The sequence below is a fragment of the Kiritimatiella glycovorans genome (genome assembly GCF_001017655.1).
Taxonomy (GTDB): domain Bacteria; phylum Verrucomicrobiota; class Kiritimatiellia; order Kiritimatiellales; family Kiritimatiellaceae; genus Kiritimatiella; species Kiritimatiella glycovorans.
Window position 1 is genome coordinate 1,702,651 of the sequence record NZ_CP010904.1, and the last position, 23,737, is coordinate 1,726,387.

A 23,737-nucleotide genomic window follows, 5' to 3' on the forward strand; every position below is an offset into this window, starting at 1 on the left:
TCAGAGAGAACATAATCCGTACTCGTGCCCGAGTTCCTTGAACCGGGGGAGGGGGATCGCGCCTTCGGCGCTCCGAGTACGCGTACGAGTACGGATTATGCCCCCCCTCAACCGACCTTCATGCTCTTCCTGGCCTTCATGGTGAATCCCATTCTCTCCCCACGATCGCGATTCTACGCTCTCCCTGATCTTCCGCACCCCCGCCCTTTCCCCCGAACGACTTTCCACAAAAATCCCAACGGATCGGATATTTCTTGAATGAATGAGTATAGTAATGTATACATCGGACATATACATGACACGGGGGTGCGTATTATGTTCCGGACGCAAGTATATTTGACTGAAGAGGAGCGCTGCGGCCTGGCTCAAATGGTGGAATTCACGGGGCGGAAGCAATCTCAACTGATTCGAGAAGCTGTAGATCAGTTCCTGTACCAGGCCCGCGAGTTGCGTGCAGAGCACACATTGAACAAGGCCTCCGGTCTCTGGTGCAACCGGGATGATTTGCCCGATTTTGATGAAATCCGGCGCTCCTGGGACCGGGGGATGGTTGGATGACCCCTCCCCTGCTGGTGGACACGGATGTTCTGATCGATTTTCTTCGAGGGTATGCCGAGGCCGACCTTTTGTTGCGAAACGAAGGGTCTCGCATGGTACTTTCGAGCATTGTGGTCGCAGAGCTTTACTCGGGCGTCAGAGGCGAGAAGGAGCGTTGCACGCTCGATGAATTGACCGGCCTTTTCCCCGTCATACCCGTATCGCGCGACATCGCCATCGCGGGGGGCATCTATCGGAATAAGTTCGCAAAAACGCACGGCGTCGGACTCGCCGATGCGCTTATCGCGGCGACGGCGCAGTCCCGGTCCGCGCAGCTGGCCACCCTGAATGTGAAACACTATCCCATGTTTCCGGACTTGAAACCGGCGTATGTGAAGAACTTCGCGTAGGAGCAAGGGTCACTCCGGCACGGCTTCAACGATCCGGTCGTCGTGGGTGGCGCGCACTTTATGGCCCGGGGGGACGCGGAGAAAATCCTCCTCGTCCCAGTGTCCGCAGACCAGCCGTTCCAGCAGGTTCGGATCGCCCTCGAGGTGTTCAAAGCTCCAGCCCTTCTCTTCGGCGAGCCTGCGTCCTTCCTCGACAAAGCGTTTCTCGTCCGGAACACCGGTCTCGATGTAGGTGAAGAGTTCGTAATGGGGGGTAGCGTCACCGAGCGTCTCCCACAGATACTGTGCGTTGTCCTCGCCGTACTGCTCCACGAGTTCTTCGTAGGCCATATTCAGGCCGAGTTTGCTCTGGATGGAGAGATCCTCGAGGTCCCCTCCCCCTCCGTGCCCCCGTTCGAGCCACCCGCTGGTCAGGTAATAGGAACCGGGGTGGGCGTCGAAATACTCACGATAGCGCCGCCGGCTGCCCAGGAACAGCGTGATGCAGTCGTGCGCCCGGGGCAGCACCAGTTCCACCTCCTTCGCGCGGACCCCGACCAGGCCGTTGTTGCAGAGCCCGTAGCCGAGCAGCACGGCGTCGTGCCGTTCGGGCTCCGCGCGGTCGACCGCGGTCTGCACCCGTTCAAGCATCTCCCCGGTCTCGAGGTCGTGCAGTCCCTTCGGCAGGAATTCGAGGTCGATGCAGTGCGGCGTGCGCGCCGCGGCGGCGCATAGCTCGCGGAAGAAAATCTCGCACCCCACCAGCTTGTAACGCTTCCGTTCTTTCGTTTTTGACTGGAAACTCATCCGTGAAATCCTATCATGCTCGGTTTCGATCATAAGGCGCGCCCGGCGCGGGCGACCGTGAAAGGGAGGTTTATACCATGGCCCAGAGCAAGCGTAAATTCAGGACCGAAGTCAGCAAACTGCTGCAGATCATTGTGCATTCGCTCTACTCACACAAGGAGATCTTCCTGCGCGAACTGATCAGCAACGCCGGCGACGCCATCGACAAGATGCGCTACGAGGCGCTCAACAATCCCGATCTCGCCGAAGGCGACACCGAATGGGGCATCACCATCACGGCGGACAAGGAGAACCGCACGCTCACGATCTCCGATAACGGCATCGGCATGTCGCGCGACGAAATCGCCGAAAATCTCGGCACGATCGCCCGCTCGGGAACGACCGAATTTCTCGAGAAACTCCGCGAACAGGACGTCAAGGAGCACCCCGAACTGATCGGGCAGTTCGGGGTCGGATTCTACTCCGCCTTCATGGTAGCCGACGAGGTCACCGTGATCTCCCGCCCTCCGCAGCAGCCGGCGGTCAAGTGGCGCTCAAAGGGCGACGAGAGCTACACCATCGAAGACACGGAAAAAGATCGGCGCGGAACGGACGTCATTCTGCATCTCAATGAAGGCGAGGAGGAATTCCTGGAGGATCACCGCCTCAAGGCGCTGATCAAGAAGTTCTCCGATTTCATGGAACATCCGATCGAACTTGAAGGCGAGACCGTGAACTCGCGCAAGGCCCTGTGGCTGCGGTCCAAGTCAGACATCGGCGACGAGGAGTACCACGAATTTTACAAATCGATCGCGCACGACTTCGAAGATCCGCTCGAAACGATCCACACCATCGCCGAAGGCGCACTGGAGTTCCGGGCGGTACTCTTCATCCCGTCCAGGCGTCCCTACGACCTGTTTCACGCGGAGCCGAAATCGAATCTTCACCTGTACATCCAGCGCGTCTTCATCACCGACGAGTGCGAGGAACTGCTGCCCTCGTACCTGCGGTTCATCAAGGGCGTGGTCGACGCCTCGGATCTTCCGCTGAACGTATCGCGCGAGATGCTCCAGCACGTGCCGGCGCTGAACAAGATCCGCAACAACCTGGTCGGCCGCGTCCTCAAGACGCTGAAAGAAATGAAGGAGAAGGATTTTGACCGGTACCGCAGGTTTCACGACTCGTTCGGCGCGGTGCTGAAGGAAGGGCTGGCGCAGGACTTCTCGAATCGCGAGAAGATCGCGGAACTGCTGCTGTTCGAATCCACCGCCACCGATCCCGGGGATGTGACCACGCTCGACGCCTACCTCGACGGCATGCCGTCCGACCAGGAGGAGATCTACTACCTGGCGGGATCGAGCCGCGAGATGCTCGAACACTCCCCGCACATCGAGCCGCTCAAGGCCCGCAGCCGCGAGGTGCTCTTCATGACCGATCCGGTCGACGAGTTCGTGATGCCGTCCGTCGAATACAAGGGCAAGAAGCTCGTGGCGGTCAATCGCGACGAGGTCGAAGAGACGGAAGAAGAGAAGCAGAGCCGCGAGTCGAAGGAAAAGGATTACGCCGGCCTCGTGGACCTCTTCAACGAGGAACTCGATGCCGTCAAGGAGGTGCGTGTTTCCAGCCGCCTCAGGGAGAGCGCCTGCTGTCTTACGCTCGACCGCGAATCGATGACGCCGCAGATGGAGCTGCTCATGAAGCAGATGGGGCAGGAACCGCCGGAGTCCAAACGCATCTTCGAACTCAACCCCGATCATCCCGCCGTCCGGTCGCTGCGGAAACTGCACGAGACCGAAGGCGCGAGCGACCGGGTCAAAGACGGCCTGCACCTGCTCTACGAGGAGGCCCTGCTGGCGGAAGGACTCAAGCCGTCCGATCCCGCCGAATTCGGAAAAAGGATCAACCGGATGATCGAACATCTCGGCGCCCAGGGCGGCGAATGAGCGTCAGGCGGGTCGACTGGCGTCCATTCGCGGTTCTCTTTTTCTGAACCGCGAATAACGGGCTCTACGTATTTTTTTGGTTCTTCGCAGATTTTTGTGGTGGAGCCGTTCGGGGAAGAGGCGGGATGGGGATTCACCACAGCGGTCACAGAGGATGCCGGAGTCGGGATGGGAGACGACAAACGTTCGTAGTAGCGCCGCAAGGCCCGGAGGGCCAAGGCGCGTGAAAGATAACGGCCCTGGCCCTGCTTCGCAGGCCTGCGGGCCTACTACGAGCGTAAGAAAGAACACGGATGGGATCTCGAAATCCGGATCGAAGTCGAAATCGGGATTCAGAGAGAACATAATTCGTACTCGTACTCGAGTTCCTTGAACAGGGGGAGTGGGATCGCGCCTTCGGCGGTCCGAGTACGCGTACGAGTACGAGTATAAGAGTACGAATGATGTTCACCCCTTCATGCTCTTCATGGCCTTCATGGTGAATCCCACTCTCTCCCCGCGATCCCGATGATTAACCCGACGCGGAGATGACCGACTCCTGCAGCTCCAGCAGTTCCCCGATCCCCTTCTCCGCGAGGCCGAGCATGGCGTCGAGCTGGTCCCGGGAGAACGGTCGTTCCTCGGCGGTGCCCTGAAGTTCGATGAACTTTCCGGAGGCGGTCATCACGACGTTCATATCGACCTCCGCGGCCGAGTCTTCCACGTAGCAGAGATCCAGCAGCGGGGTCTTTTCGACCACCCCTACGCTCACGGCGGCCAACGGTTCACTGATGGGGTTCTCTTTGATCAGCCCCGTATTGCGCATGTGGTTCACGGCGAGTCGCAACGCAACATAGGCGCCGGTGATTGAAGCCGTGCGCGTCCCGCCGTCGGCCTGGATCACGTCGCAGTCGAGGTAGATCTGGCGGCGTCCCAGTTTCTCCAGGTCGACCACCGCCCGCAGCGCGCGTCCGATCAGCCGCTGGATCTCCATGGTCCGTCCGCCCGGTTTGCCGGCGGAGACCTCGCGGCGATTGCGGTCGGCGGTCGCCGCGGGCAGCATACCGTATTCCGCGGTCAGCCATCCACCGGGAACGTTCTGAGCGCGCATCCAGCCCGGCACGCTTTCATCGACGCTTGCCGTGCAGATGACACGCGTATTCCCCATGGCGATCAGCACGGACCCGCGCGCCGAGCGGATAAACCCGGGTTCGATCGCGACCGTGCGCAGCTCGTCGGCCGCCCGTCCGTCCTCACGCTCATAAGGCGGAAGTTCCAGCTCGTCTTTGTCCAGTTCCTCAAATCCCTTCATGGCGTCCCCTTTTAAGCGATGTCTGTATTCCTTCGCCGCAAAGTTCAGTCCCGCGGCGGTTTCGTCACGCCCCCGTCATATTGCGGAACACCCCGCGGCCGATCGTGCCCAGCGAGCCCCCCGCGCAGGCCTCCTCGCTCCACCGGATCGTATCGTCCGCGGCGAGTCCTTCGCCGGCGGCAATGAACGGAACGCGGTCGGCGACCGGCCGGCCCTCCGCCGAGCTGAACACCCGGTCGCTCGTCAGCGCGATACGATAGGGCCGGCTGGCCTCGAGCACCGAGAGCAGCGGGTCGAGCACGCGGCGGTCGAACGTCTCGAGGGCGCGTATTTTTTCCGCCGTGCCGGGAAATCGCCCGCCGGCCCGCGGGGCCTCCGCAAACAGGATCAGCAGCCGCGATTTGCGCAGGGCGGCCACCAGATCGGGCAGGCGGAAGGCCTCCGACCGCGCCCCTGCATTCCAGGGCTCGTGCAGGTCGAGCCCTGGCATACCGGTTTTTCCGGCGAGTCCGCGGGCGCCGGAGGCGTTCGTGAGAAGCGTCCGATCCGCCCAGTCGTATCCGGACGGGAAGTCCGCGACCGCCCCCCCGCCCCACAGCCAGAGGCTGTCGGCGGGATCCTCGCCGAGGTCGACGCGCACCCGGTTGACCGGGTGGTCGCGGAAGAGTTCCCGGGAACGCTCCATGAGGTCGCCGGCGGGATGGCCCCGGCGGCTCATGCGGTCGAGGTAGCGGGAATAACGGCGTGTACCCCAGAGCCAGGGGGGCGTACCGTCGGCGATCTCCATGCCTCCGGACCGGAGCAGCACGGCGGCCCGGCCGCGCGCGACCGGCATGACGCGCACCGAGTCGCCTGCGTCGTTCTCCAGGGACTCTCCCAGCAGACGCAGTTCATCGGAACTGAGATCCAGGGGGTCGCTGTCGTGAAGCCGGTCGTTCTCCAGGGTCACGGCGCTGGCGCTGAACGCACAGTCGGCCTCGCCGCCTTCCAGCCCTGCGGCGGCCGCATCGAGCGGACCGCTCCGCAGCCCGGCCGCATCGCCGGGCGCCATCCCCATCAGCTCCCCCAGAATCACCGCCTCTTCGCGGGGCTCGTCCCCGGCCGGCTCGAGCATCCCGCCCTGCCCCTCGCGGGCGAGCTGTTCGATGTGGGGAACCCGGGCCACGTCGAGGGGCGTCCGCCCCTCCAGGGCTTCAAGGGGGCGGTCCGCCACGCCGTTCAATATGAGCAGCACCGACTTCAATCGTCAAAATCCTCGATCGCAAGACGGACGATATCCTCGCCGACGACCTCGAGCGAGCGGATCGCCTCGACGGCCGCCTCGTAGCGGGACTCCCGGGCCTTATGGGTCAGGACGATCACCGGGGCGTATTCCCCTTCCCGCCGCTCTTTCTGGAGCACGGAGGCGATACTGATGCCGTGGGCGCCGAGCACTTCGGCGACTTTCGCGAGCACGCCGGGCCGGTCGATCAGCGCGAGACGGAGATAGCAGCGCAGAGGCGCGTCGCCCGCCGGAAGCAGGTCGAGGCTTCGCGAAGACGAAATCCTCGGCCGCGGCGCCGCGCCGGCGGCACGATCGCCTGCGGCCTGAACGAGATCGCCGATCACCGCGCTGGCGGTGGGATAGCGGCCGGCGCCCCGGCCGTAGTACATCGTCTCGCCCGTGAGATCGCCCTCCACGGCCACCGCGTTGAACACCCCGCCGACCGAGGCCAGCGGATGCTGCCGGGGCACCAGGGCCGGCTCCACGCGCAGCTCGATTCCGTTTTCGCGCTGCCGCACGATGGCGAGCAGCTTGATCCGGTATCCGAGTTCCGCGGCGTACTCGATTTCGCCGGAGGCGATGCCCCGGATACCGCGGACCCTGATGCCGTCCATCGGGAGCGGGGCGCCGTAGGCCAGCGCGGCCAGGATCACCGCCTTGTGCGCGGTATCGAATCCGTCCACGTCCAGTCCCGGCTCCGCCTCGGCATAGCCCGCTCTCTGGGCCTCGGCCAGCACGTGCTCGAAGGACAGGCGATCGGACTCCATCCGGCTGAGGATGTAATTGCAGGTGCCGTTGAGAATGCCGTACATGCGTTCCACCCGCTCGCCGACCAGTCCCCCGCACAGGGCGCGCAGGATCGGGATCCCGCCGCCCACCGCCGCCTCGAAGTACAGCCCGGCCTCCGCCCGCTCCACGGCGTCGAAGATCTCTTTTCCGTGCTCCGCCAGCAGGGCCTTGTTGGCCGTAACGACCGGTTTACCGGCCTTGAGTGCCCGAAGGGTCAGCTCCCGGGCCGCGCCCTCGCCGCCGATCAGTTCGGCGACCACATCGATCCCGGGATCGTCGACCAGCGAAGCGGCATCGGCGGTGAGCAGCGCGCGATCGACCTCCACGCCGCGGTCCGTTTCCAGATCGAGATCGGCGATGCCGCCGACCTCAAGATTGAGGCCGGTCCGTTCGGCGATCCGTGCGCCGTTGCGCCTCAATCCTTCGACGACTCCCGCACCGACCGTCCCGAATCCCAGGATCCCCACTCGTACCGTTTTCATCCGCATCAAACCTTCTCTGATTCTACTTCCGATATCAGCCGGTAGGTATCGCGCGCGATAACCAGCTCTTCATCGGTATGGATGACCAGCCCCGCGACCGCCGAATCCTCCGTCGTGATGACGGTCTCGTGATTCCGGTTGGCTTCGACATCGACCTTGAGTCCGAGGAACCCGAAATTCTCGAGCACGGAGGCCCGGATATGGTGCTCATTCTCACCCACTCCGGCGGTAAAGACAATAGCATCCACTCCGTTCATGGCGGCGGCGTAGGCGCCGATGTACTTCTGGATACTGTACACGTACATCTCCACCGCCTCCGCGGCCTCCCGGTCTCCTTCGACGACGGCCGAGCGGATGTCGCGCATGTCGCGCCGGCCGCAAATCCCGAGCAGTCCGCCCTGTTTGTTCATGATGGCGCTGACCTGCGAGACGCTGAGCCCCTCGTTTTCCATCATGTGCAGCGGAATGTAGGGATCCAGGTCGCCCGAGCGGGTACCCATGACGATCCCTGCCAGCGGGGTGAAGCCCATGGACGTGTCGATCGACTTCCCATCCTCGAAGGCGGTGATCGATCCGCCGTTCCCCAAGTGGCAGGTGATGATCTTCAGGTCCCGCAGGGGCCGGCCCAGGGCCTCGGCGGCCTGCCCGGCGACGTATCCGTGCGACGTCCCGTGAAACCCGTAGCGGCGGATGCGGTAATTCTTGTACTGCTCGCGCGGCAGCCCGTACATGTAGGCCTTGCGGGGCATAGTCTGGTGAATGGCCGTATCGAAGACCGCGACCTGCGGAATGTCCGGCAGGATCTCGTAGACGGCCTGGATACCCATCAGGTTGGGAGGATTGTGCAGCGGGGCGAGATCGGCGTTCTTCCGGATCGCCTTGACCACTGCCTTGTTGATCCGCACCGAACGGGTGAAATCCTCGCCCCCGTGGACGACGCGGTGGCCCACGCCCCACAGGTCGTCCAGGGACTGGAGCACGCCCTTTTCAGAATCCTGAAGCATCTCCAGGATGCCGTTGATCGCCTGTTTATGATCCTTGATCTCCCCGTACCGGTGCAGCTTGGCGCCGTCGCTGCGCTTCTGCTCAAGCGTCGAGCCCGTGATGCCGATGCGGTCGGCCTGCCCCCTGGCGAGCACCTCGTACTCGTCGTTTCCGTCGGTGACTTCGAAAAGCTGGTACTTGATGGATGAGGATCCGGAATTGATTACTAGAATTTTCATGATGACTCGTTTCTCCCGTCGATGGCCTGCCGGGCGGTGATGGCGACTACGCCGATGATATCGTCGACGCTGCAGCCGCGCGAAAGGTCGTTGACCGGCCGGGCGAGACCCTGCAGCACGGGTCCGTAGGCCTCGGCTCCGCCGAGGCGCTGCACCAGCTTATACCCGATGTTTCCGGCGTTTAGATCGGGAAAGATGAGCACGCGCGCCTCGCCGCCGAGCGGGCTTCCGGGAGCCTTCCGCTCCGCCACGCCGGGAACGATGGCCGCGTCGACCTGGAGTTCGCCGTCCAGCGCCACTTCATGCTCTTCGCCGGACTCCGCGAGCATCTCCTGCGCCCTCCGGGTCGCCTCCACCACCTTCCGGGTCAACACACTGTCTGCCGAACCTTTCGTGGAGTAGGACAGCAGGGCCACGCGGGCGGGAATGCGGAACTGACGCGCGGAACGGGAACTCTCGATGGCGATCTTTGCGAGCTGTTCGGCATCCGGGTTTTCCACGAGTCCGGCATCGGAAAAGATGTACGGAACCCCTTCGCACACCATAAAGAAAAGGCTCGATACCATCGAACCCTTCCGCTTGCCCCGCACGAGCTGCAGCGCGGGCCGGACCGTGTCGGCCGTCGAATGGACCGCGCCGGAGACGAGCCCGTCGGCCTCGCCCCCGCGCACCATCAGCATCCCGTATATGTTGGATTTGGTCACCGCCTCGCGCGCCTGTTCCTCCGTGACGCCCTTGTGCCGGCGCGCCTCATGGTAAAGCTCCGCGTATCGTCCGGCGTCCGGGGACTGCGCGGGATCGACGATCTTCAGGGAGTCGACTTCCATCCGCTGCTGACGATACCATGACCGGATCTCCTCCTCCGGCCCCAGTAGCGTGACGTCCGCCAAACCCTCCGCGGCCGACCGGGCCGCCGCGCGGCGCACCCTCTCGTCGTCGCCTTCAGGCAGGACGATCCGGCATCCGCGGCCCCTGACCTGTTCCATCACTCCGGTTATGAAATCACTCGCACTCATTCGCGTCCTCTCACTCGTCAACCGCCCTCTCTGCCGCCCCGATCCATCGTGTTCCGGGGGGCCTTTTTCCGCCGCTATTACGGCCCGCAAAAAAAACGGACGCACTGTAACAGAGCACTTACGCACTGTCCAACCCTACCTCGAAACAAGTCTGAAATCGCTTGATTTTAAGCGGATTCCGGATTAAATTCTATGCTCGCCCGAAGGAGTGGATCGCAACAGCGAACGCGCCGATTCAACGAAACCCGGGGCATGATGGACTCCATGACGATGACCGCGACGATGACCAGGCTGGACAACTGGAAAGAGATCAGGCAGCGCTTCGAAAAATCGAAGCACCGTCGTCAGTTCCAATTCGGTGAGGCCGAACGCGAATACGTAAGCTCACGCGGAATGGACATCATCCGCCGTCATGCAAGCGATTTTGTCCGCAAGCGGCTCCGGCCCGCCAATCCGCGCAACGACGGACGCCAGACCCCGACGAAAGGACATCCGGTTTTCATCGCCCAGCATGCGACCGCGACCTGCTGCCGCAAATGCCTCTCCAAAGTTCATCGCATCGAACTGGACCGACCGCTGACGGACGACGAGGCCGCGTTCGCGGTGAATGTGATCGTCCAGTGGATTGCGGATCAGATGAACACCCCTTCCACCTGACCGCCCCCTTGTTATCCGATGGACGACCGCTCAGAGACCCCCGCCGCCCCGCCCGCTGATCCTCAGGGATCTGCCGCGGTCATCGACCGCGGCAGTCATCCGGTGAGCCGCAGGAACATCAGCAGCGCCGCGATCAAGGTGCTCTACAGAATCAAGAACCACGGCCACCTCGCCTATCTCGCCGGAGGCGGCGTCCGCGATCTGCTTCTCAATCGCACTCCCAAGGATTTCGATATCGCCACCGACGCCACGCCCGAAGAACTGCGCGCCATGTTCAACAACTCGCGCATCATCGGGCGGCGATTCCGGCTCGTTCATGTGCTCTTCCGCGGGGAGATTATCGAAGTCTCCACCTTCCGCGCGGGGGTCAGGGCCGAAGACGCCGAACAGCATTCCGACCACGCATTCCGCACCGAGGACGGCGTGATCGTGCGGGATAACGTCTGGGGCACCGCCGCCCAGGACGCCCTGCGCCGCGACTTCACGGTCAATGCCCTGTTCTATAACATCGCCGATTTTTCGATCATCGATTACGTGGGCGGGCTCGAAGACATCGACCGGCGCACCATCCGCGTGATCGGCGATCCCACCGATCGCTTCACCGAGGACCCGGTGCGCATGATCCGCGCGATCCGTTTCGCCGCCACACTGGGATTCGATATCGAGGAGACGGCCCGCCGGTCTATCGGGGAACTTGGAGAAACCATGCAGGCCGCCTCGCCGGCCCGCCTCTACGAAGAGGTCCGCAAACTGTTCCTGTGCGGAAACGGGGAACGGGTCTTTGAACTGCTCTCCGAGCTGGATTTCATCGAGCCGCTCTTCCCGGAACTCGGGGAGTGGCTGAAAGATCCCGAGGGCGAAGCGGGCGTACACTGGATCCGAAACACGTTCCGCCAGCTCGACCGCTGGGTCGCGGCGGGACTGAAAGTGGATACGCCTCTCATGTTCGCGCTCCTGTTCGGGGCCTACCACGAACGCCGGGCCGAGACGCTCTGCCGGGAAGAGTCCCTGTCACCCGCCGCCGCGCTTCAGCAGGCGACGCACGATCATATCCTCCAGCTCGGCGAACGGATCGCCATCCCGAAAAACGACCGGGCACGGATCGCCCGGATCATGGCCCTTCAGCCGCGTTTCCGTAAAACGACGCCGTCCAGAGTCCATAAGCTGGAACGAAATCCCCAGTTCCTCGACGCCTGGCTCTATTTCAAATTCGCCGCCAAGACGTTCGACCGCGACGGCAAAGAAGTGACGTTCTGGGAAAAACGCCATCGGGGGGAAGGGGGATGAGGGGGAGGATTTTGTGAGTGAGAAACCTGAAACCTGAGACCTGAGTAAGAGGGGGAGAGGTCTGAGTGAGAAACCTGAAACCTGAGACCTGAGTAAGAGGGGGAGAGGTTTGAGTGAGAAACCTGAAACCTGAGACCTGAGTAAGAGGGGGAGAGGTTTGAGTGAGAAACCTGAAACCTGAGACCTGAGTAAGAGCTGCGGATTCCAAGGCTCACCCGCCTTTTCCCGTCGCAGCTTATGACCCCGCTCCTGAGTTCCACATGGGGACACCCGGGGGAATATCGTACTCGAATTATGTTCTCTCTGAATCCCGATTTCGGCTTCGATCCGGATTTCGAGATCCCATCCGCATCATCAAGCTTCCCACTCTCTTACTCAGGTTTCAGGTCTCAGGTTTCCCACTCATAAATCTTACTCAGGTCTCAGGTCTCAGGTTTCCCACTCATAAATCTTTCTCAGGTTTCTCACTCTCTTACTCCGCTTTCCCACTCACCGTCACCCTCCCCCGCTCAGTTCCCTCATCGTATGCTCAAAGATGAGCCGGTCGCGGCGCGCGAGACGTGCGAGCCGCTCGCTCATGCGCTCCAGGGTGCGGAGGTGGTGAAGCGCGGTCGAGGGCGTGAGCCGCGAGGCGCCGCGGGCGAGCGCTTCGCGCCGCCCCCCGAAATGCAGGCAGGCGCAGTCGCCCGCCACGGTGAGCGTCCACAGGTCCCGGACCCAGGAGATCAATTCGGCCAGCACGGCGTTGCGCGCCTCGATCGTCCGGGTGCGGATGCGCGCCTCTACCTCCTTGCGGTCCGGCTCTTCCCCCTCTGCCCCGATCTCGCGCTCTACTTCCGCCTCCGCTTCGGCCGCCGCCTCGTCGAGCAGATCGCACACCCGGGAGGCCAGTCCTTCCGCCTCGAGCGGATTGGAAGGAGGATACGCCTCGAGCAGATCAGCCAGGGACGCGGCGCGCGGATCGGCTTCGACACACCCCCCGCCCGACGGCTTGAGCAGCTGGCATCGCGACCGGATGGTCGACAGCAGCGCGCCCGGACGTTCGGCGATCAGGATGAGGAGGGTGTTGTCCGGAGGCTCTTCCAGGGTCTTGAGAAACTTGTTCTGGGCGGCCGGGTGCAGGCATTCGGCCGAGAGAATGAGCCCCGCCTTCCATCCGCCTTCGTAGGCGGTCCGGGAGATCGGGGTGAGGACCTGTTCGCGGAGGTCTTCCACCCTGATCTGACGCGACTTGCTTTTCGGCTCGACCCGGTGCACGTCGGGGTGCGCGAGTTCCGCAACCCTGACACACGGGCTGCAGACGCCGCAGGGCGGCGAGTCCGCAGTGCAGTAGAGGATCTGAATCATGGACTCGGCCAGACGCAGCGCGGCGCCGCGGGGTGCGCCGGCGATCAGATAGGCGTGGGCGAGGCGCCCCCGTTCCCGGCTCCGAAGCACGCCCTCCCAGGCCTGATCGTAACCGGCCGTATCCGGTCGGGTCACCTCCGCCCCCGGGGTCATGGCAGCCATCCCGTGTCTGAAATTTCCCGCCACAACGTCGCGAACACCTCCTCCGGCGGCGCGGATGCGTCGATGACCCGAAACCGGCCCGGTTCCCCGCGGGCGAGGTCGAGGTATCCCTCCCGGATGCGGCGGTGGAACTCGATCGGCTCGCGCTCGATCCGGTCCGGCGCGCTCGATCCGTCCGCGAACAGCGGCTCCAGCCGCGCCATACCGGTCTCCGCCGGCAGATCCAGCAGCAGGGTGAGATCGGGCATCACGCCCGCGACGGCGAACCGGTTCAGTCCGTCCAGCGCATCGGCAGAGAGTCCGCGCCCCGGACCCTGATAGACGGTGGTGGAATCCAGGTAGCGGTCGCCGACCACCCATTCGCCGCGCTCCAGGGCGGGTCCGATCACCCGGGCGGCCAGCTGCGCCCGACTGGCGGCGAAGAGCAGCACCTCGCAGCGCGCCGTCATGGCCTCTTCCGTCTCCCGGTGCTGGAGGAGTTCGCGAATGGCCTCGCCGATCTCCGTCCCGCCCGGTTCGCGCACGTGGCGCACGGTAAGGCCCCGATCCTGAAGCGAAGCGACCAGCCGGCGGGCCTGCGTGGTCTTACCGCCGCCCTCCGGCCCCTCGAATGTGATGAAGCGACCTGTTTTCATGGGCGGGATGAACCGTAGCAGGGAAATGGACCCATGTCAGCTCCGCGTCAGTTTGGGCCCCTCCGGCGTGTCCTTCACGACCCAGCCCCGAGCGGCTAGTTCGTCGCGGATCCGGTCGGCCGCGTCGAAATCGCGCCTCCGGCGCGCCTCCTGACGCTCGTGCGCCATGCGCTCGATCTCCTCCGGAACCTCCAGCCGGGGCGGCACCAGATAGCCGAACACGGTGTCGAGACGCCGCCAGAGGTCGAGCACCGCGGCGGCCGCGGACTCGTCCACCTCCCCCGCATCCAGGGCGCGGTTGCCCTCGTGCACGGCATCGAATACGGCCGCCGAGGCGCCCGACACGTTCAGATCGTCGTCCATCGCCTCCCGGAACCGCGGCTCGGTATCCCGCGCCCATGCGGGGAGTTCGCCCGGCGACGCGCCCGAGGCCGTCTCCTCCAGGCGCCGGTAGAATTCATCGAGGCGCCGGAGCGCGCTGCGTCCGGCCTCGAGCGAGCGGAGGGTGAAATTGAGCGACTGGCGATAGTGGGCCGAGGCCAGTTCGCACCGGATCTCGCGCCCCGAAAAACCCCGGTCGCGCAGGTCGCGCAACGTGAAGAAATTGCCGAGCGACTTCGACATCTTCTTGTCTTCGACCACGAGATATCCGCAGTGCATCCAGTAGCGGACGAACGGCTCGCCGGTGGCCGCCTCGCTCTGGGCGGTCTCGTCCTCGTGGTGCGGAAATATGTTGTCTACGCCGCCGGTATGGATATCCAGCGTAGGCCCGAGGTAGTGCATGCTCATGGCCGAACACTCGATATGCCAGCCCGGCCGGCCGCGTCCCCACGGGGCCTCCCACGCCACGTCCCCGTCCTCCGGGGTCCACGCCTTCCAGAGCGCGAAGTCGGCGACGTTCTCCTTCTCGTACTCGTCGTGGGCCACGCGGGCTCCGCTGCGCATCCCCTCGCGGTCGAGCCGCGCCAGTTTTCCGTACTCCTCGAACCGGTCGATGCTGAAATAAATCGAGCCGTCCTCGGCGCGGTACGCGTAGCCCTTATCCATGAGCGTCTGCACGAGATCGATCATGTCCTGCACGTGATCGGTGGCGGCGGGATAGAACTCCGCCGGCTCGACGTTGAGGGTGTGCAGGTCTTCGAAAAAGGCGTCGATGTAGGGCTTTGTGTACTCCTTCAGCGGGACGCCTTTTTCGCGCGCGCCGCGGATGGTTTTGTCGTCGACGTCCGTCAGGTTCTGCACCTGGATGACCCGGTAGCCGAGGTAGCGGAGGTAGCGGCGCAACAGGTCCTCGAAGACATACGCGCGAAAATTGCCGATGTGGGCAAAGTCGTAGACCGTGGGGCCGCAGGTGTACATGCGCACCACGCCCTCTTCAAGGGGCTCGAAGGCCTCCCTGCTCCGGGACATCGTGTTGTACAGCCGGAGGGTCATGCCGACTTTCGCTCGCCGGATGCGCCGTCGAGCGGATTGGACCGCCCTTCCACGACATCGCCGTCGATGACGATCCGTTCGAGATCCTCGCGGGAGGGGGCCTCGTACATCAGATCGAGCATCAGGTGTTCGAGAATCGCGCGCAGCCCGCGCGCGCCGGTGTTGCGCCGTATGGCCTGGCGCGCGAGGGCGTGCAGGCCGTCCTCCGAGAACTCCAGATCGATGTGGTCCATCTCGAGAAGGTGCTGGTACTGGCGCGTCATGGCGTTGCGGGGCTCGGTCAGGATGCGGACCAGCTCCTCTTCGCGCAGCGGATGCAGGAGCGTGGTCACGGGGATGCGGCCGACGAACTCGGGGATCAGGCCGTACTTGATCAGGTCTTCCGGTTCGATGCGCATACTGGCCGGTTTCCACGCGCCGTCCGCGGACGCGCCGGACGTGAATCCGATGCTCCGGTCCTGGCTGCGGCGACGAATGATGTCGTCGATCCCGACAAACGCACCGCCGCAGATGAACAGGATGTTGGTCGTGTCGAGCTTGATGTACTCCTGGTGGGGATGCTTGCGCCCGCCCTTGGGCGGGATGCGGGCGGTCGTGCCCTCGAGCATCTTCAGCAGCGCCTGCTGGACGCCCTCGCCGGACACATCGCGCGTGATCGAGACGTTCTCGGTGCGGCGGCCGATCTTATCGATTTCGTCGATGTAGATGATGCCGCGCTGGGCGCGCTCCGCGTTGTAATCGGCCGCCTGCAGCAGCGTCAGCAGGATATTCTCGACGTCCTCGCCGACGTACCCGGCCTCCGTGAGCGTGGTGGCGTCGGTGACCGCGTAGGGCACGTCGAGCACGTTGGCCAGCGTGCGCGCGAGCAGGGTCTTGCCGCAGCCGGTGGGACCGGCGAGCAGGATGTTGCTCTTCTCGAGTTCGACCCCGTCGCCTCCGCGCCTGCGCTGGAGCATCCGCTTGTAGTGGTTGTGGACGGCCACGGAGAGCACCCGCTTGGCCTCTTCCTGGCCGACGACATATTCGTCGAGCGCGGCCTTGATTTCCTGCGGCTTCATTAGGGAGAAGGCGTCCTTCTGCTCCGTTCCTTCCCCTCCCTCTCCCGGTTCCGCGGCCTGTTCATTCTGCAGTACGGCCTCGCACAGTTCGACACAGTCGCTGCAGATGAATACGCCCGGACCGGCGATAAGTCGGTCCACTTCCTCTTCGCCCTTTCCGCAGAAAGAGCAGCGTGTCGGCTTGTCTTCGGTCATTCGGACCTCCCGGGACCCGGCTTACGCCGAGCCCGTCTTGGCTTCGATCACCTCGTCGACCAGCCCGTAGTCGACCGACTCGGTGGCGGACATGAAGAAATCGCGATCGGTGTCTTTGGCCACCCGCTCCACGTCCTGTCCGCTGTGATGCGAAATGATCTCGTTGAGCCGGTCTTTCATGCGCATGATCTCGCGGGCCTGGATGTGCACATCCTGGGCCTGCCCCTGCGCCCCTCCGATGGGCTGGTGAATCATGATGCGCGCGTTGGGCAGCGCGTACCGCTTCCCCTTCGTGCCCGCCGCGAGCAGCAGGGCGCCCATGCTGGCGGCCTGGCCCACACAGTAGGTGGTGATGTCGCACTTGACGAACTGCATCGTATCGTAGATCGCCAGTCCGGCCGTGACCGCCCCGCCGGGCGAATTGATGTAAAGCTGGATGTCCTTTTCGGCGTCCTCGCTCTGCAGAAACAGCATCTGCGCCACGACGAGGTTGCTGACCGCGTCGTCCACGGGGGTGCCGAGAAAGATGATGCGCTCCTTCAGCAGCCGCGAATAGATGTCGTAGGCGCGTTCGCCGCGCCCCGTCTGTTCCACCACCATGGGAATGAGCATCTGAGCCCGCTCGTCCATGTCGTCCTCCTTATGCAACCTGCGCCTTCTCCATAATACGGTCGATCGTCTTCCGGAACCGCACATCGTCGCGTACCTGATCGAGCCGCTCTTCCTTCTCCAGCCGCTTGCGCAGTTCGGCGGCGTCCTGACGCTGCCGCACGGCCATTTCGGCGATGTGTTCCTGCACTTCGCGGTCGGAGGCCTCGATCTCCTCCCGGTCGGCGATGGCGCTTATGATGTGTCTGAGTTTAACACGCCGCTCCGCGATCCCGCGCGCCTCGCCCCATATATTTTCGCGGTCGGCATTGATGTCCTCCCGGCTCTCGCCCCGCGAGAGCCGCTCGCGGGAGAGATCGTAGAGCGCCTCCCTCGCCTCTTCATCGACCTGCGATTTCGGCGCGTCCAGTTCGGTGGCTTCGAGGAGTTTTTCGAGCAGGGCCGTCTCGCGGCGGCTGTGCTCGCGCTGCTGCTCGTTCTCCTCGAGGCGGTTGCGCATCTCGCCGCGGAGTTCCTCTTCGGTGTTCACCCCGATCCGCTGCAGAAAATCCTGATCGACCTCCGGCATCTGCTGTTCGCGGATGCCGCTGACGGTGACCTCGTACTGCGCCGTCCTGCCCCCGAGCGCCTGGATGGTGAAATCCTCCGGGAAGGTCACCTCGACCTGTTTCGTGTCGCCCGCGTTCATTCCGATCAGGGCCTCGCCCAGGCCGGGAATGAAACTGTCCTCGCCCGCCTGGATCCACTGGCCCTCGGCCTGCCCCAGCGCTTTCGCCTCCTGCGCGAAGGTCTCCAGCGGCTGACCGTCGCACTGCGCGCTGTAGTTCACCTCAATGATATCGTCCTGCTGAATGGGCCGGTCGGAGACTTCTTCGTACGTCGCAAACCGGCGCCGGAGCTGATCGACGGTCTCGTTCACGCGGTCGTCGGTGACCTCCTCCTGCTCGTCCTTCAATTCGAGGCCTTCGTATTCGGGAACCTCGAATTCGGGCGGCACGTCGACCGTGACCTCGAACACGAAAGGCGCGCCCTCCTCCAGCTGAGGCTCATCGAGATTCAGCACGGCGACGGGATCGATCCCCTGTTCTTTAATCGCCTTGCGGTAATATTCGGGAACGAGCGTCTCGCGCGTCTGTTCGGCGATCTTATCCGCGAATTTACGCCGGACCAGGTCCCGGGGGGCCTTGCCTTTGCGGAACCCCGGTACCGAGGCCTGGGCCGCGTAGAGATCCTCGATCTCGCGCCTCTCCTTCTCCACGTCCTCGGCGGGAACCTCGATGCGCAGTTTTTTGCGGCAGGGCTCCAGTTCCTCGATGTCCACTTTCATCATGCGTTCCTTTCCTGTGCCGGCACGCAGACCGGCGTCATGAGCACAAGCGCGGCATGGTAGGAAAAGTGCCGGATACGGTCAAGGGCGCGGCCGCGTTCGGCGGCCGGAACACCCTCCGGTTTATCCGCGGGAGGGCCTTTCTTCTCAACCGCGAATCAACGCGAACAGCCAGGCCCCCTATTTATTCTGCAGCGCCATGAGAAACTCGGCGTTGCTGGAGGTCTTCTTGAGCCGGTTGATGAGCAGTTCCATCGCTTCCACCGCGGGGACATCCTTGAGCGCGCGGCGGAGGGTCCAGATGCGTTCCAGCTCGTCCGGGTGCAGGAGCAGCTCTTCCTTGCGCGTGCCGGATTTCTCGACATTGATCGCGGGGAAGATGCGTTTGTCGACCAGGCTGCGGTCGAGACCCAGCTCCATGTTGCCGGTGCCCTTGAACTCCTCGAAGATCACCTCGTCCATGCGGCTGCCCGTATCCACCAGCGCGGTGGCGATGATGGTCAGGCTGCCGCTGTCCTCCAGGTTCCGGGCCGCGCCGAAAAACCGCTTGGGTTTCTGCAGCGCGTTGGCGTCGACCCCGCCCGAGAGGATCTTGCCGCTGTGCGGCTGCAGCGTGTTGTACGCGCGGGCCAGCCGGGTGATGCTGTCGAGCAGGATGACCACGTCCTTGCCGAGTTCCGCGCGGCGCTTGGCCATCTCGCTGACGATTTCCGCCACCTGCGTATGGCGTTCCGGCGGTTCGTCGAACGTGGACGAGAGGACCTGCGCCCTGGTATTGCGCTCGGTGTCGGTCACCTCTTCCGGACGCTCGTCGATGAGCAGAATGATCAGTTCCGCCTCGGGATTGTTGGTACTGATGCTGTTGGCGATCTTCTGCAGGAGCACCGTTTTCCCGGTGCGCGGCGGCGCGACGATCAGTCCTCGCTGCCCCTTCCCGATCGGGGTCAGGATGTCCATGACCCGCATCGAGATCTCTTTGCTGTCGCGTTCGAGATGAAAACGGTCTTCCGGGAACAGCGGGGTCTGCTGTTCGAACGGGATGCGGTGACGATTCTGCTCGGGCTCCATCCCGTTGATGGATTCCATCTGGAGCATCGCAAAGAACCGTTCCCGGTCCTTGGGGGGGCGGATCTCGCCGGCGGCGTGATCGCCGGTACGCAGCCCGAACCGGCGAATCTGCGAGGGGGAGATGTATATGTCTTCCGGACAGGGAAGGTAGTTGTACCGGGGGGAGCGGAGAAATCCGAAGTTATCGGGAAGGACCTCGAGCACACCTTCGCCACGCAGTCTTCCGTTATTGCGCGCGTGGGCCTTGAGGATCTCGAAGACCAGTTCGTGGCGGCGGAGACCCGCGAAGTCCTCCAGCTCGAACTTCTGCGCCTGCTCGTGCAGCTGGGGCACCTTCATCGCCTGCAGATCTTTCAGATCCAGAAAAGGTCCGGTGTTGCGGCGGTCCTTCTCCTTGTTCTGATTGCGGCCGCCCCCGCGCCCGCGCTTGCCGCGCTGACCGCCGCCGCCCTTGTTCCCGCCGTCATTGCCGCGACGATTTTTCTGCTGCTGCTTTTGCTGCTCGTTCTGCTGATTCCGCTCGTTCTGCTGATTCTGTTCGTCGCTCATGGCTCGCTCTTCTCCTGCTTGATCCGCTCGATCGTCGCCCATAATTGTTTCTCCAGTCCGGCGAGATCGCCGTCGTTTCGGATTACGTAATCGGAACGTTCCGCTTTTTCTTCCACGGGCCACTGGGCCCCGATTCGTTTCTCCGCGTCCGATCCGCAGACCCCCCGCAATGCCAGACGCTCTTTCATGGTCTCCACGGAAGCCGCGATGCAGAGCACCGCATCCCAGGGTGCCCGGACACCGGCCTCGAACAGCAGCGGCACGATCGCGGCCGCGTCCCGTCCGCTCCGGCGCTGCTCGTCCGCCCAGCGGCCCAGCTCCGCGATCACCGCCGGGTGAACGATTTCGTTGAGCCTCTGACGCGCGACGGGATCGTCGAAAACCCTCTTCCCCAGGACCCGGCGGTCGATGCGGCCCTGTTCATCCGCACACGCCGGGCCGAATTCCTCAAGGATGTTCGCGTGTACGGCGGTGCCGGGTTTCATCGATTCATGCGCCAGCCGGTCCGCCTCGCACACCGCCCATCCGCCTTCCTTCAACATGCGTCCCGCTTCGGACTTGCCGCAGGCGATTCCCCCGGTCATTCCCAGCACAAGCCCTTGTTTGGAATTCATCGATTGATTATTCAGCGCCGCGGATCGCGGGAAACCGTATGCCGGAATGGCCTGCCCGTGCTGTCCTGAAAACCGGTACTCCGGCCATTGCAGTGTGTTCGGGGATAGAAGGCGTCGTCCTGAATCGACTCGGAATCTGCCGTTTTGCGCATGCGATGTCAACCTTGCGCGCGAAAAGTTTTTCAGGGAAAAAGAGCTTATGCCCGAACTGCCCGAAGTCGAAACCATCCGCCGTCAGCTGCGCGCCGCCGGGATCGAGGGACGCCGTATCGAACGGGTCCGTATCGACTGGCCGCGGACGGTCGATCCGCTCACGCCGGCCGCATTCGCACGGCGGGTGAAGGGACGTACGCTGCTGCGTCTGCGCCGACACGGCAAGTGGCTGATCTTTGAACTCGACGCGGAAAACCACCTGCTGATTCATCTGCGCATGACCGGCGGATTCGGACTGACGCGCGGTCGTCTGCGGCGCGGGCCGCATGATCGCGTCATCCTGCGTCTCGCGGGCGGGTTGAATCTTCACTACCGCGATCCGCGCAAATTCGGTCGCTGGCGTCTCGGTCCCGCGCCGGCCGGGGTGGGACCCGACGCCCTGCGGATGCGGACCGCGACCCTGGCCCGTGCGCTGGGCACGCGGCGGCGGATGGTCAAGGCCCTGCTGCTCGACCAGTCCTTCGTCGCCGGGATCGGCAACATCTACGCCGACGAATCGCTGTTTGCGGCGGGAATCGATCCGCGCCGCAACACCGCGACGCTCACCGCCTCCGAACGTGCAGTGCTGGCGGAGGCGATAAAACGCATCCTGCGCGCCGCGGTGCGGAATCAGGGCACCTCGCTCGGGACCGGCCGCGGGAATTACCGCGATCTCAACGGGAACTCGGGCGGACACCGCGAGCGCGTCCAGGTCTACGGCCGCGCCGGACAGCCCTGCCCGTGCTGCGGAAGCCCGTTGCAGCCGACCCGCATCGCGCAGCGCACGACGGTGTTCTGCGCCCGCTGCCAGCACTGAACGGCCGCGCAGGCCATCAAACGGGGTACGGCCCCGCCCCGCGAGGCAAATATGTATGACCCGGTCCGCGAGTCTATCACCCCCGGCTGGCGAAACCGGACAGCCCGGGGTCCTGCGCGGATCAGAGCAGGTTTTCGTACCCCTGTTTTTCGCGCAGTTTCCCGACCAGCTTCTTCACGTCCTGCGCGCGGTCGCGGGGACAGACCAGGGTGACGCCTTCGGCCTGGACGACGACAGTATCCTCCATCCCGATCAGGGCGGTGAGGCGATCGGGCGAGTAAACGATATTGCCGCCGCCGTCGAGCGTCTCGCAGGTCCCCTGAACCGTATTGCCGGCCTCGTCGGCGGCCCAGTGGTTGCGCACCGCCGGCCACGACCCGACGTCGTCCCATGCAAAGGTTCCGCGCGCCATGACGATGTTGGAAGCCTTCTCCATGAGGGCGTAGTCGATGGAGATCTTCTCCAGTTCCGGATACGTGCGCGCCATCGCCTCGTCGAGCGTCCCCGCCTCCGCCGCCGCGGACAGCTCGTCCATCAACCCGCTGAGCTGCGGGCGGTATTCGTCGAAGGCACGCTGCAGCGCGGGCACCGACCAGACGAACATTCCCGAATTCCAGCAATAGCGGCCGCTCGCACAGTATTCCCCGGCGGTGGCGCGATCCGGTTTTTCCACAAAGCGCGCGGCGCGGTGAAACGACACGCCCTCGCGCTCGGCGTAGGGCTCGCCCGCCTCGATGTAGCCGAACCCGGTACTCGGTTCCGAGGGTTCGATCCCGATGGTGAGAAGCAGATCTTCCCCGGCCGCGAGGTCCATCGCGCCGCGGAGCGTGGAACGGAACAGCGGGAGATCGCCGATCACGTGGTCGGCGGTGAGGATGCAGAAGACGCCGTCCGGATCGCGGGCTTTGATCAATGCCCCGCCGCAGGCCACCGCCGCCGCGGTATCGCGCCCCATGGGCTCGCCGACGATCTGTTCCGCGGGCACTTCCGGCACCGCCGCGCGGGTGGCGTCCACGAGGTCCCGGTTGGTCACCACCCACACCCGCTCCGGCGGGACCAGGCCCTCGAGCCGCTCGACCGCCTGCGCGAGGAACGGGCGCTTCCCGACGAGGGACAGAAGCTGTTTCGGATGCTGCGAGGTGCTGAGCGGCCAGAACCGCTCGCCTTTGCCTCCCGCCATGATCACCGCGTATCGTTCGCCCATCATTTCCTCCTCGGCCTGTCTCATCTCTGTGCGGAAGGCCTCCGCCGTTCACCTTGCCTTAACCGCCCCCACCAGCGAGGCGGCGAAGGCTTCGACCTCCGCGCGGCCCTCTTCGCGGCCGCCGAGACGGTGGAAGCGGTCGACGAGCGCGCTGCCGACCACGACTGCATCGGCGTAGCGCGCCGCCTCGGCGGCGCGTTCGGGGCTGCCGATCCCGAATCCCAGCGCGACCGGCATCTCCGTATGTCTTCGAATCGATCCCACCAGTCCCTCGGCCCCGCTTTCGATCCGCTGCTGCACGCCCGTCACGCCCGCGCGCGAAACACAGTAGACGAATCCCGAACCGTGGCGGACGATCTTCCTGATCCGTTCCTCCGGGGTGGTCGGCGTAATCAGCATGATCGAGTCCAGCCCGTGAGATTTCACCGCAGCGCGGTACTCGCGGTCCTCCTCCATCGGCAGGTCGAGCAGCAGAAATCCGTCGACCCCCGCCTCCGCCGCCTCGGCCATCGCCCGGTCGAACCCCCGCGCACACAGCGGATTCATGTAGGAATAGATCACGATCGGGATTTCGGACGATTCGCGGACGCGACGAACGAGGTCCATCACCTTTGCAAAGTCCGTGCCCGCCTCAAGGGCACGGATCGCGGAATCCTGGTTGACCGGTCCGTCGGCCACCGGATCGGAGAACGGGAACCCGAGTTCGACCAGATCCACTCCGGCCCGGATGAGTCTTTGAACATACTCGACCGTAGCGCCCGGATCGGGGTCGCCGGCGGTGAGGTAGGCGATAAACCCGCGCTCGCCCCGATCCCTGAGCCCGTCGAACAGCTTTGAAATGCGCGTCTTCTTCAAGATCCGT

Annotated in this window: 22 protein-coding genes; 6 read left to right on the forward strand and 16 right to left on the reverse strand. The window is 64.1% G+C overall.

What is annotated here, in order from left to right; genetic code table 11:
• Positions 1 to 258: 258 nt before the first annotated feature.
• A complete protein-coding gene (locus L21SP4_RS07030; protein ID WP_201774606.1) occupies positions 259 to 558 on the forward strand; it encodes a ribbon-helix-helix domain-containing protein in 300 nt (99 codons plus the stop codon).
• Positions 555 to 947 (forward strand): type II toxin-antitoxin system VapC family toxin, encoded by a 393-nt coding sequence (locus L21SP4_RS07035; protein ID WP_052881989.1) that lies wholly within the window; start codon positions 555 to 557, stop codon positions 945 to 947. Before L21SP4_RS07030 ends, L21SP4_RS07035 begins: the two co-directional genes overlap by 4 nt.
• Before the next feature lie 9 nt (positions 948 to 956).
• Here L21SP4_RS07035 and L21SP4_RS07040 read toward each other — a convergent pair whose 3' ends face one another.
• Entirely contained in the window at positions 957 to 1,733 is a 777-nt protein-coding gene (locus tag L21SP4_RS07040) for a DUF1638 domain-containing protein (protein WP_160300737.1), read from the reverse strand.
• A gap of 77 nt (positions 1,734 to 1,810) precedes the next feature.
• Here L21SP4_RS07040 and htpG point away from each other — a divergent pair, with 77 nt between their 5' ends.
• On the forward strand, positions 1,811 to 3,655 hold the full coding sequence (gene htpG, locus L21SP4_RS07045; RefSeq protein WP_052881991.1) for a molecular chaperone HtpG: 1,845 nt from the start codon (positions 1,811 to 1,813) through the stop codon (positions 3,653 to 3,655).
• 511 nt (positions 3,656 to 4,166) lie between these two features.
• Here the strand turns inward: htpG and rph are convergent.
• The 5 genes from rph to pta form a co-directional block, all read right to left on the reverse strand.
• A complete protein-coding gene (gene rph / locus L21SP4_RS07050) occupies positions 4,167 to 4,946 on the reverse strand; it encodes a ribonuclease PH (protein WP_052881992.1) in 780 nt (259 codons plus the stop codon).
• Positions 4,947 to 5,010: 64 nt separating this feature from the next.
• Positions 5,011 to 6,180 carry a hypothetical protein gene (locus L21SP4_RS07055; RefSeq protein WP_236682506.1) on the reverse strand — a complete coding sequence of 390 codons (1,170 nt, stop codon included), beginning with the start codon at positions 6,178 to 6,180 and terminating at the stop codon, positions 5,011 to 5,013.
• 5 nt (positions 6,181 to 6,185) lie between these two features.
• On the reverse strand, positions 6,186 to 7,481 hold the full coding sequence (locus L21SP4_RS07060) for a homoserine dehydrogenase (protein ID WP_074041563.1): 1,296 nt from the start codon (positions 7,479 to 7,481) through the stop codon (positions 6,186 to 6,188).
• 5 nt (positions 7,482 to 7,486) lie between these two features.
• Positions 7,487 to 8,704 carry an acetate/propionate family kinase gene (locus L21SP4_RS07065; protein ID WP_052881995.1) on the reverse strand — a complete coding sequence of 406 codons (1,218 nt, stop codon included), beginning with the start codon at positions 8,702 to 8,704 and terminating at the stop codon, positions 7,487 to 7,489.
• A complete protein-coding gene (pta, locus tag L21SP4_RS07070; RefSeq protein WP_052881996.1) occupies positions 8,701 to 9,720 on the reverse strand; it encodes a phosphate acetyltransferase in 1,020 nt (339 codons plus the stop codon). Before pta ends, L21SP4_RS07065 begins: the two co-directional genes overlap by 4 nt.
• A gap of 264 nt (positions 9,721 to 9,984) precedes the next feature.
• Between pta and L21SP4_RS07075 the strand changes: the two genes are divergently transcribed.
• Positions 9,985 to 10,377 (forward strand): DUF4186 domain-containing protein, encoded by a 393-nt coding sequence (locus L21SP4_RS07075; RefSeq protein ID WP_201774607.1) that lies wholly within the window; start codon positions 9,985 to 9,987, stop codon positions 10,375 to 10,377.
• Between the two features lie 18 nt (positions 10,378 to 10,395).
• Positions 10,396 to 11,664 (forward strand): polynucleotide adenylyltransferase PcnB, encoded by a 1,269-nt coding sequence (gene pcnB / locus L21SP4_RS07080; RefSeq protein WP_052881997.1) that lies wholly within the window; start codon positions 10,396 to 10,398, stop codon positions 11,662 to 11,664.
• A 495-nt stretch (positions 11,665 to 12,159) separates the two neighbouring features.
• Here the strand turns inward: pcnB and L21SP4_RS07085 are convergent, their stop codons facing one another.
• The 8 genes from L21SP4_RS07085 to coaE all read right to left on the reverse strand — a co-directional run bounded on the left by L21SP4_RS07085 (position 12,160) and on the right by coaE (position 20,662).
• Complete coding sequence (locus L21SP4_RS07085) at positions 12,160 to 13,164, reverse strand: hypothetical protein (RefSeq protein WP_052881998.1); 1,005 nt, start codon at positions 13,162 to 13,164, stop codon at positions 12,160 to 12,162.
• Entirely contained in the window at positions 13,161 to 13,808 is a 648-nt protein-coding gene (tmk, locus tag L21SP4_RS07090) for a dTMP kinase (RefSeq protein ID WP_052881999.1), read from the reverse strand. The genes L21SP4_RS07085 and tmk overlap by 4 nt, the downstream gene beginning before the upstream one ends.
• Positions 13,809 to 13,844: 36 nt before the next feature.
• Positions 13,845 to 15,242, reverse strand: coding sequence for a cysteine--tRNA ligase (gene cysS / locus L21SP4_RS07095; RefSeq protein WP_052882000.1), 1,398 nt, complete (start codon positions 15,240 to 15,242; stop codon positions 13,845 to 13,847).
• A complete protein-coding gene (gene clpX / locus L21SP4_RS07100; RefSeq protein ID WP_052882001.1) occupies positions 15,239 to 16,495 on the reverse strand; it encodes an ATP-dependent Clp protease ATP-binding subunit ClpX in 1,257 nt (418 codons plus the stop codon). The genes cysS and clpX overlap by 4 nt, the downstream gene beginning before the upstream one ends.
• A 21-nt stretch (positions 16,496 to 16,516) precedes the next feature.
• Positions 16,517 to 17,125 (reverse strand): ATP-dependent Clp endopeptidase proteolytic subunit ClpP, encoded by a 609-nt coding sequence (gene clpP, locus L21SP4_RS07105; protein WP_074041412.1) that lies wholly within the window; start codon positions 17,123 to 17,125, stop codon positions 16,517 to 16,519.
• 10 nt (positions 17,126 to 17,135) lie between these two features.
• A complete protein-coding gene (gene tig / locus L21SP4_RS07110; protein WP_052882002.1) occupies positions 17,136 to 18,434 on the reverse strand; it encodes a trigger factor in 1,299 nt (432 codons plus the stop codon).
• Between the two features lie 177 nt (positions 18,435 to 18,611).
• A complete protein-coding gene (gene rho / locus L21SP4_RS07115) occupies positions 18,612 to 20,048 on the reverse strand; it encodes a transcription termination factor Rho (RefSeq protein WP_052882003.1) in 1,437 nt (478 codons plus the stop codon).
• Positions 20,045 to 20,662 carry a dephospho-CoA kinase gene (gene coaE, locus L21SP4_RS07120; protein WP_052882004.1) on the reverse strand — a complete coding sequence of 206 codons (618 nt, stop codon included), beginning with the start codon at positions 20,660 to 20,662 and terminating at the stop codon, positions 20,045 to 20,047. The genes rho and coaE overlap by 4 nt, the downstream gene beginning before the upstream one ends.
• Before the next feature lie 199 nt (positions 20,663 to 20,861).
• On the opposite strand from coaE, the gene mutM reads away from it, so the two are divergent.
• Positions 20,862 to 21,671 (forward strand): bifunctional DNA-formamidopyrimidine glycosylase/DNA-(apurinic or apyrimidinic site) lyase, encoded by an 810-nt coding sequence (gene mutM / locus L21SP4_RS07125; RefSeq protein ID WP_052882005.1) that lies wholly within the window; start codon positions 20,862 to 20,864, stop codon positions 21,669 to 21,671.
• A 121-nt stretch (positions 21,672 to 21,792) separates the two neighbouring features.
• Here the strand turns inward: mutM and L21SP4_RS07130 are convergent, their stop codons facing one another.
• Positions 21,793 to 22,878 carry a mannose-1-phosphate guanylyltransferase gene (locus L21SP4_RS07130; RefSeq protein WP_160300739.1) on the reverse strand — a complete coding sequence of 362 codons (1,086 nt, stop codon included), beginning with the start codon at positions 22,876 to 22,878 and terminating at the stop codon, positions 21,793 to 21,795.
• A gap of 45 nt (positions 22,879 to 22,923) precedes the next feature.
• Positions 22,924 to 23,730: a tryptophan synthase subunit alpha gene (gene trpA / locus L21SP4_RS07135; protein WP_052882007.1), complete on the reverse strand. Its 807-nt coding sequence runs from the start codon at positions 23,728 to 23,730 to the stop codon at positions 22,924 to 22,926.
• Between the last annotated feature and the right edge of the window lie 7 nt (positions 23,731 to 23,737).

Coding starts and splice junctions, on each gene's coding strand:
- L21SP4_RS07075 (WP_201774607.1), top strand. CDS start 9,985: ATGACGATGACCGCGACGATGACCAGGCTGGACAACTGGAAAGAGATC.
- coaE (WP_052882004.1), bottom strand. CDS start 20,662: ATGAATTCCAAACAAGGGCTTGTGCTGGGAATGACCGGGGGAATCGCC.
- L21SP4_RS07030 (WP_201774606.1), top strand. CDS start 259: ATGAATGAGTATAGTAATGTATACATCGGACATATACATGACACGGGG.
- tig (WP_052882002.1), bottom strand. CDS start 18,434: ATGATGAAAGTGGACATCGAGGAACTGGAGCCCTGCCGCAAAAAACTG.
- L21SP4_RS07060 (WP_074041563.1), bottom strand. CDS start 7,481: ATGAAAACGGTACGAGTGGGGATCCTGGGATTCGGGACGGTCGGTGCG.
- L21SP4_RS07130 (WP_160300739.1), bottom strand. CDS start 22,878: ATGATGGGCGAACGATACGCGGTGATCATGGCGGGAGGCAAAGGCGAG.
- L21SP4_RS07065 (WP_052881995.1), bottom strand. CDS start 8,704: ATGAAAATTCTAGTAATCAATTCCGGATCCTCATCCATCAAGTACCAG.
- L21SP4_RS07040 (WP_160300737.1), bottom strand. CDS start 1,733: ATGAGTTTCCAGTCAAAAACGAAAGAACGGAAGCGTTACAAGCTGGTG.
- rph (WP_052881992.1), bottom strand. CDS start 4,946: ATGAAGGGATTTGAGGAACTGGACAAAGACGAGCTGGAACTTCCGCCT.
- L21SP4_RS07085 (WP_052881998.1), bottom strand. CDS start 13,164: ATGACCCCGGGGGCGGAGGTGACCCGACCGGATACGGCCGGTTACGAT.
- L21SP4_RS07035 (WP_052881989.1), top strand. CDS start 555: ATGACCCCTCCCCTGCTGGTGGACACGGATGTTCTGATCGATTTTCTT.
- rho (WP_052882003.1), bottom strand. CDS start 20,048: ATGAGCGACGAACAGAATCAGCAGAACGAGCGGAATCAGCAGAACGAG.
- pcnB (WP_052881997.1), top strand. CDS start 10,396: ATGGACGACCGCTCAGAGACCCCCGCCGCCCCGCCCGCTGATCCTCAG.
- tmk (WP_052881999.1), bottom strand. CDS start 13,808: ATGAAAACAGGTCGCTTCATCACATTCGAGGGGCCGGAGGGCGGCGGT.
- pta (WP_052881996.1), bottom strand. CDS start 9,720: ATGAGTGCGAGTGATTTCATAACCGGAGTGATGGAACAGGTCAGGGGC.
- cysS (WP_052882000.1), bottom strand. CDS start 15,242: ATGACCCTCCGGCTGTACAACACGATGTCCCGGAGCAGGGAGGCCTTC.
- mutM (WP_052882005.1), top strand. CDS start 20,862: ATGCCCGAACTGCCCGAAGTCGAAACCATCCGCCGTCAGCTGCGCGCC.
- clpP (WP_074041412.1), bottom strand. CDS start 17,125: ATGGACGAGCGGGCTCAGATGCTCATTCCCATGGTGGTGGAACAGACG.
- clpX (WP_052882001.1), bottom strand. CDS start 16,495: ATGACCGAAGACAAGCCGACACGCTGCTCTTTCTGCGGAAAGGGCGAA.
- htpG (WP_052881991.1), top strand. CDS start 1,811: ATGGCCCAGAGCAAGCGTAAATTCAGGACCGAAGTCAGCAAACTGCTG.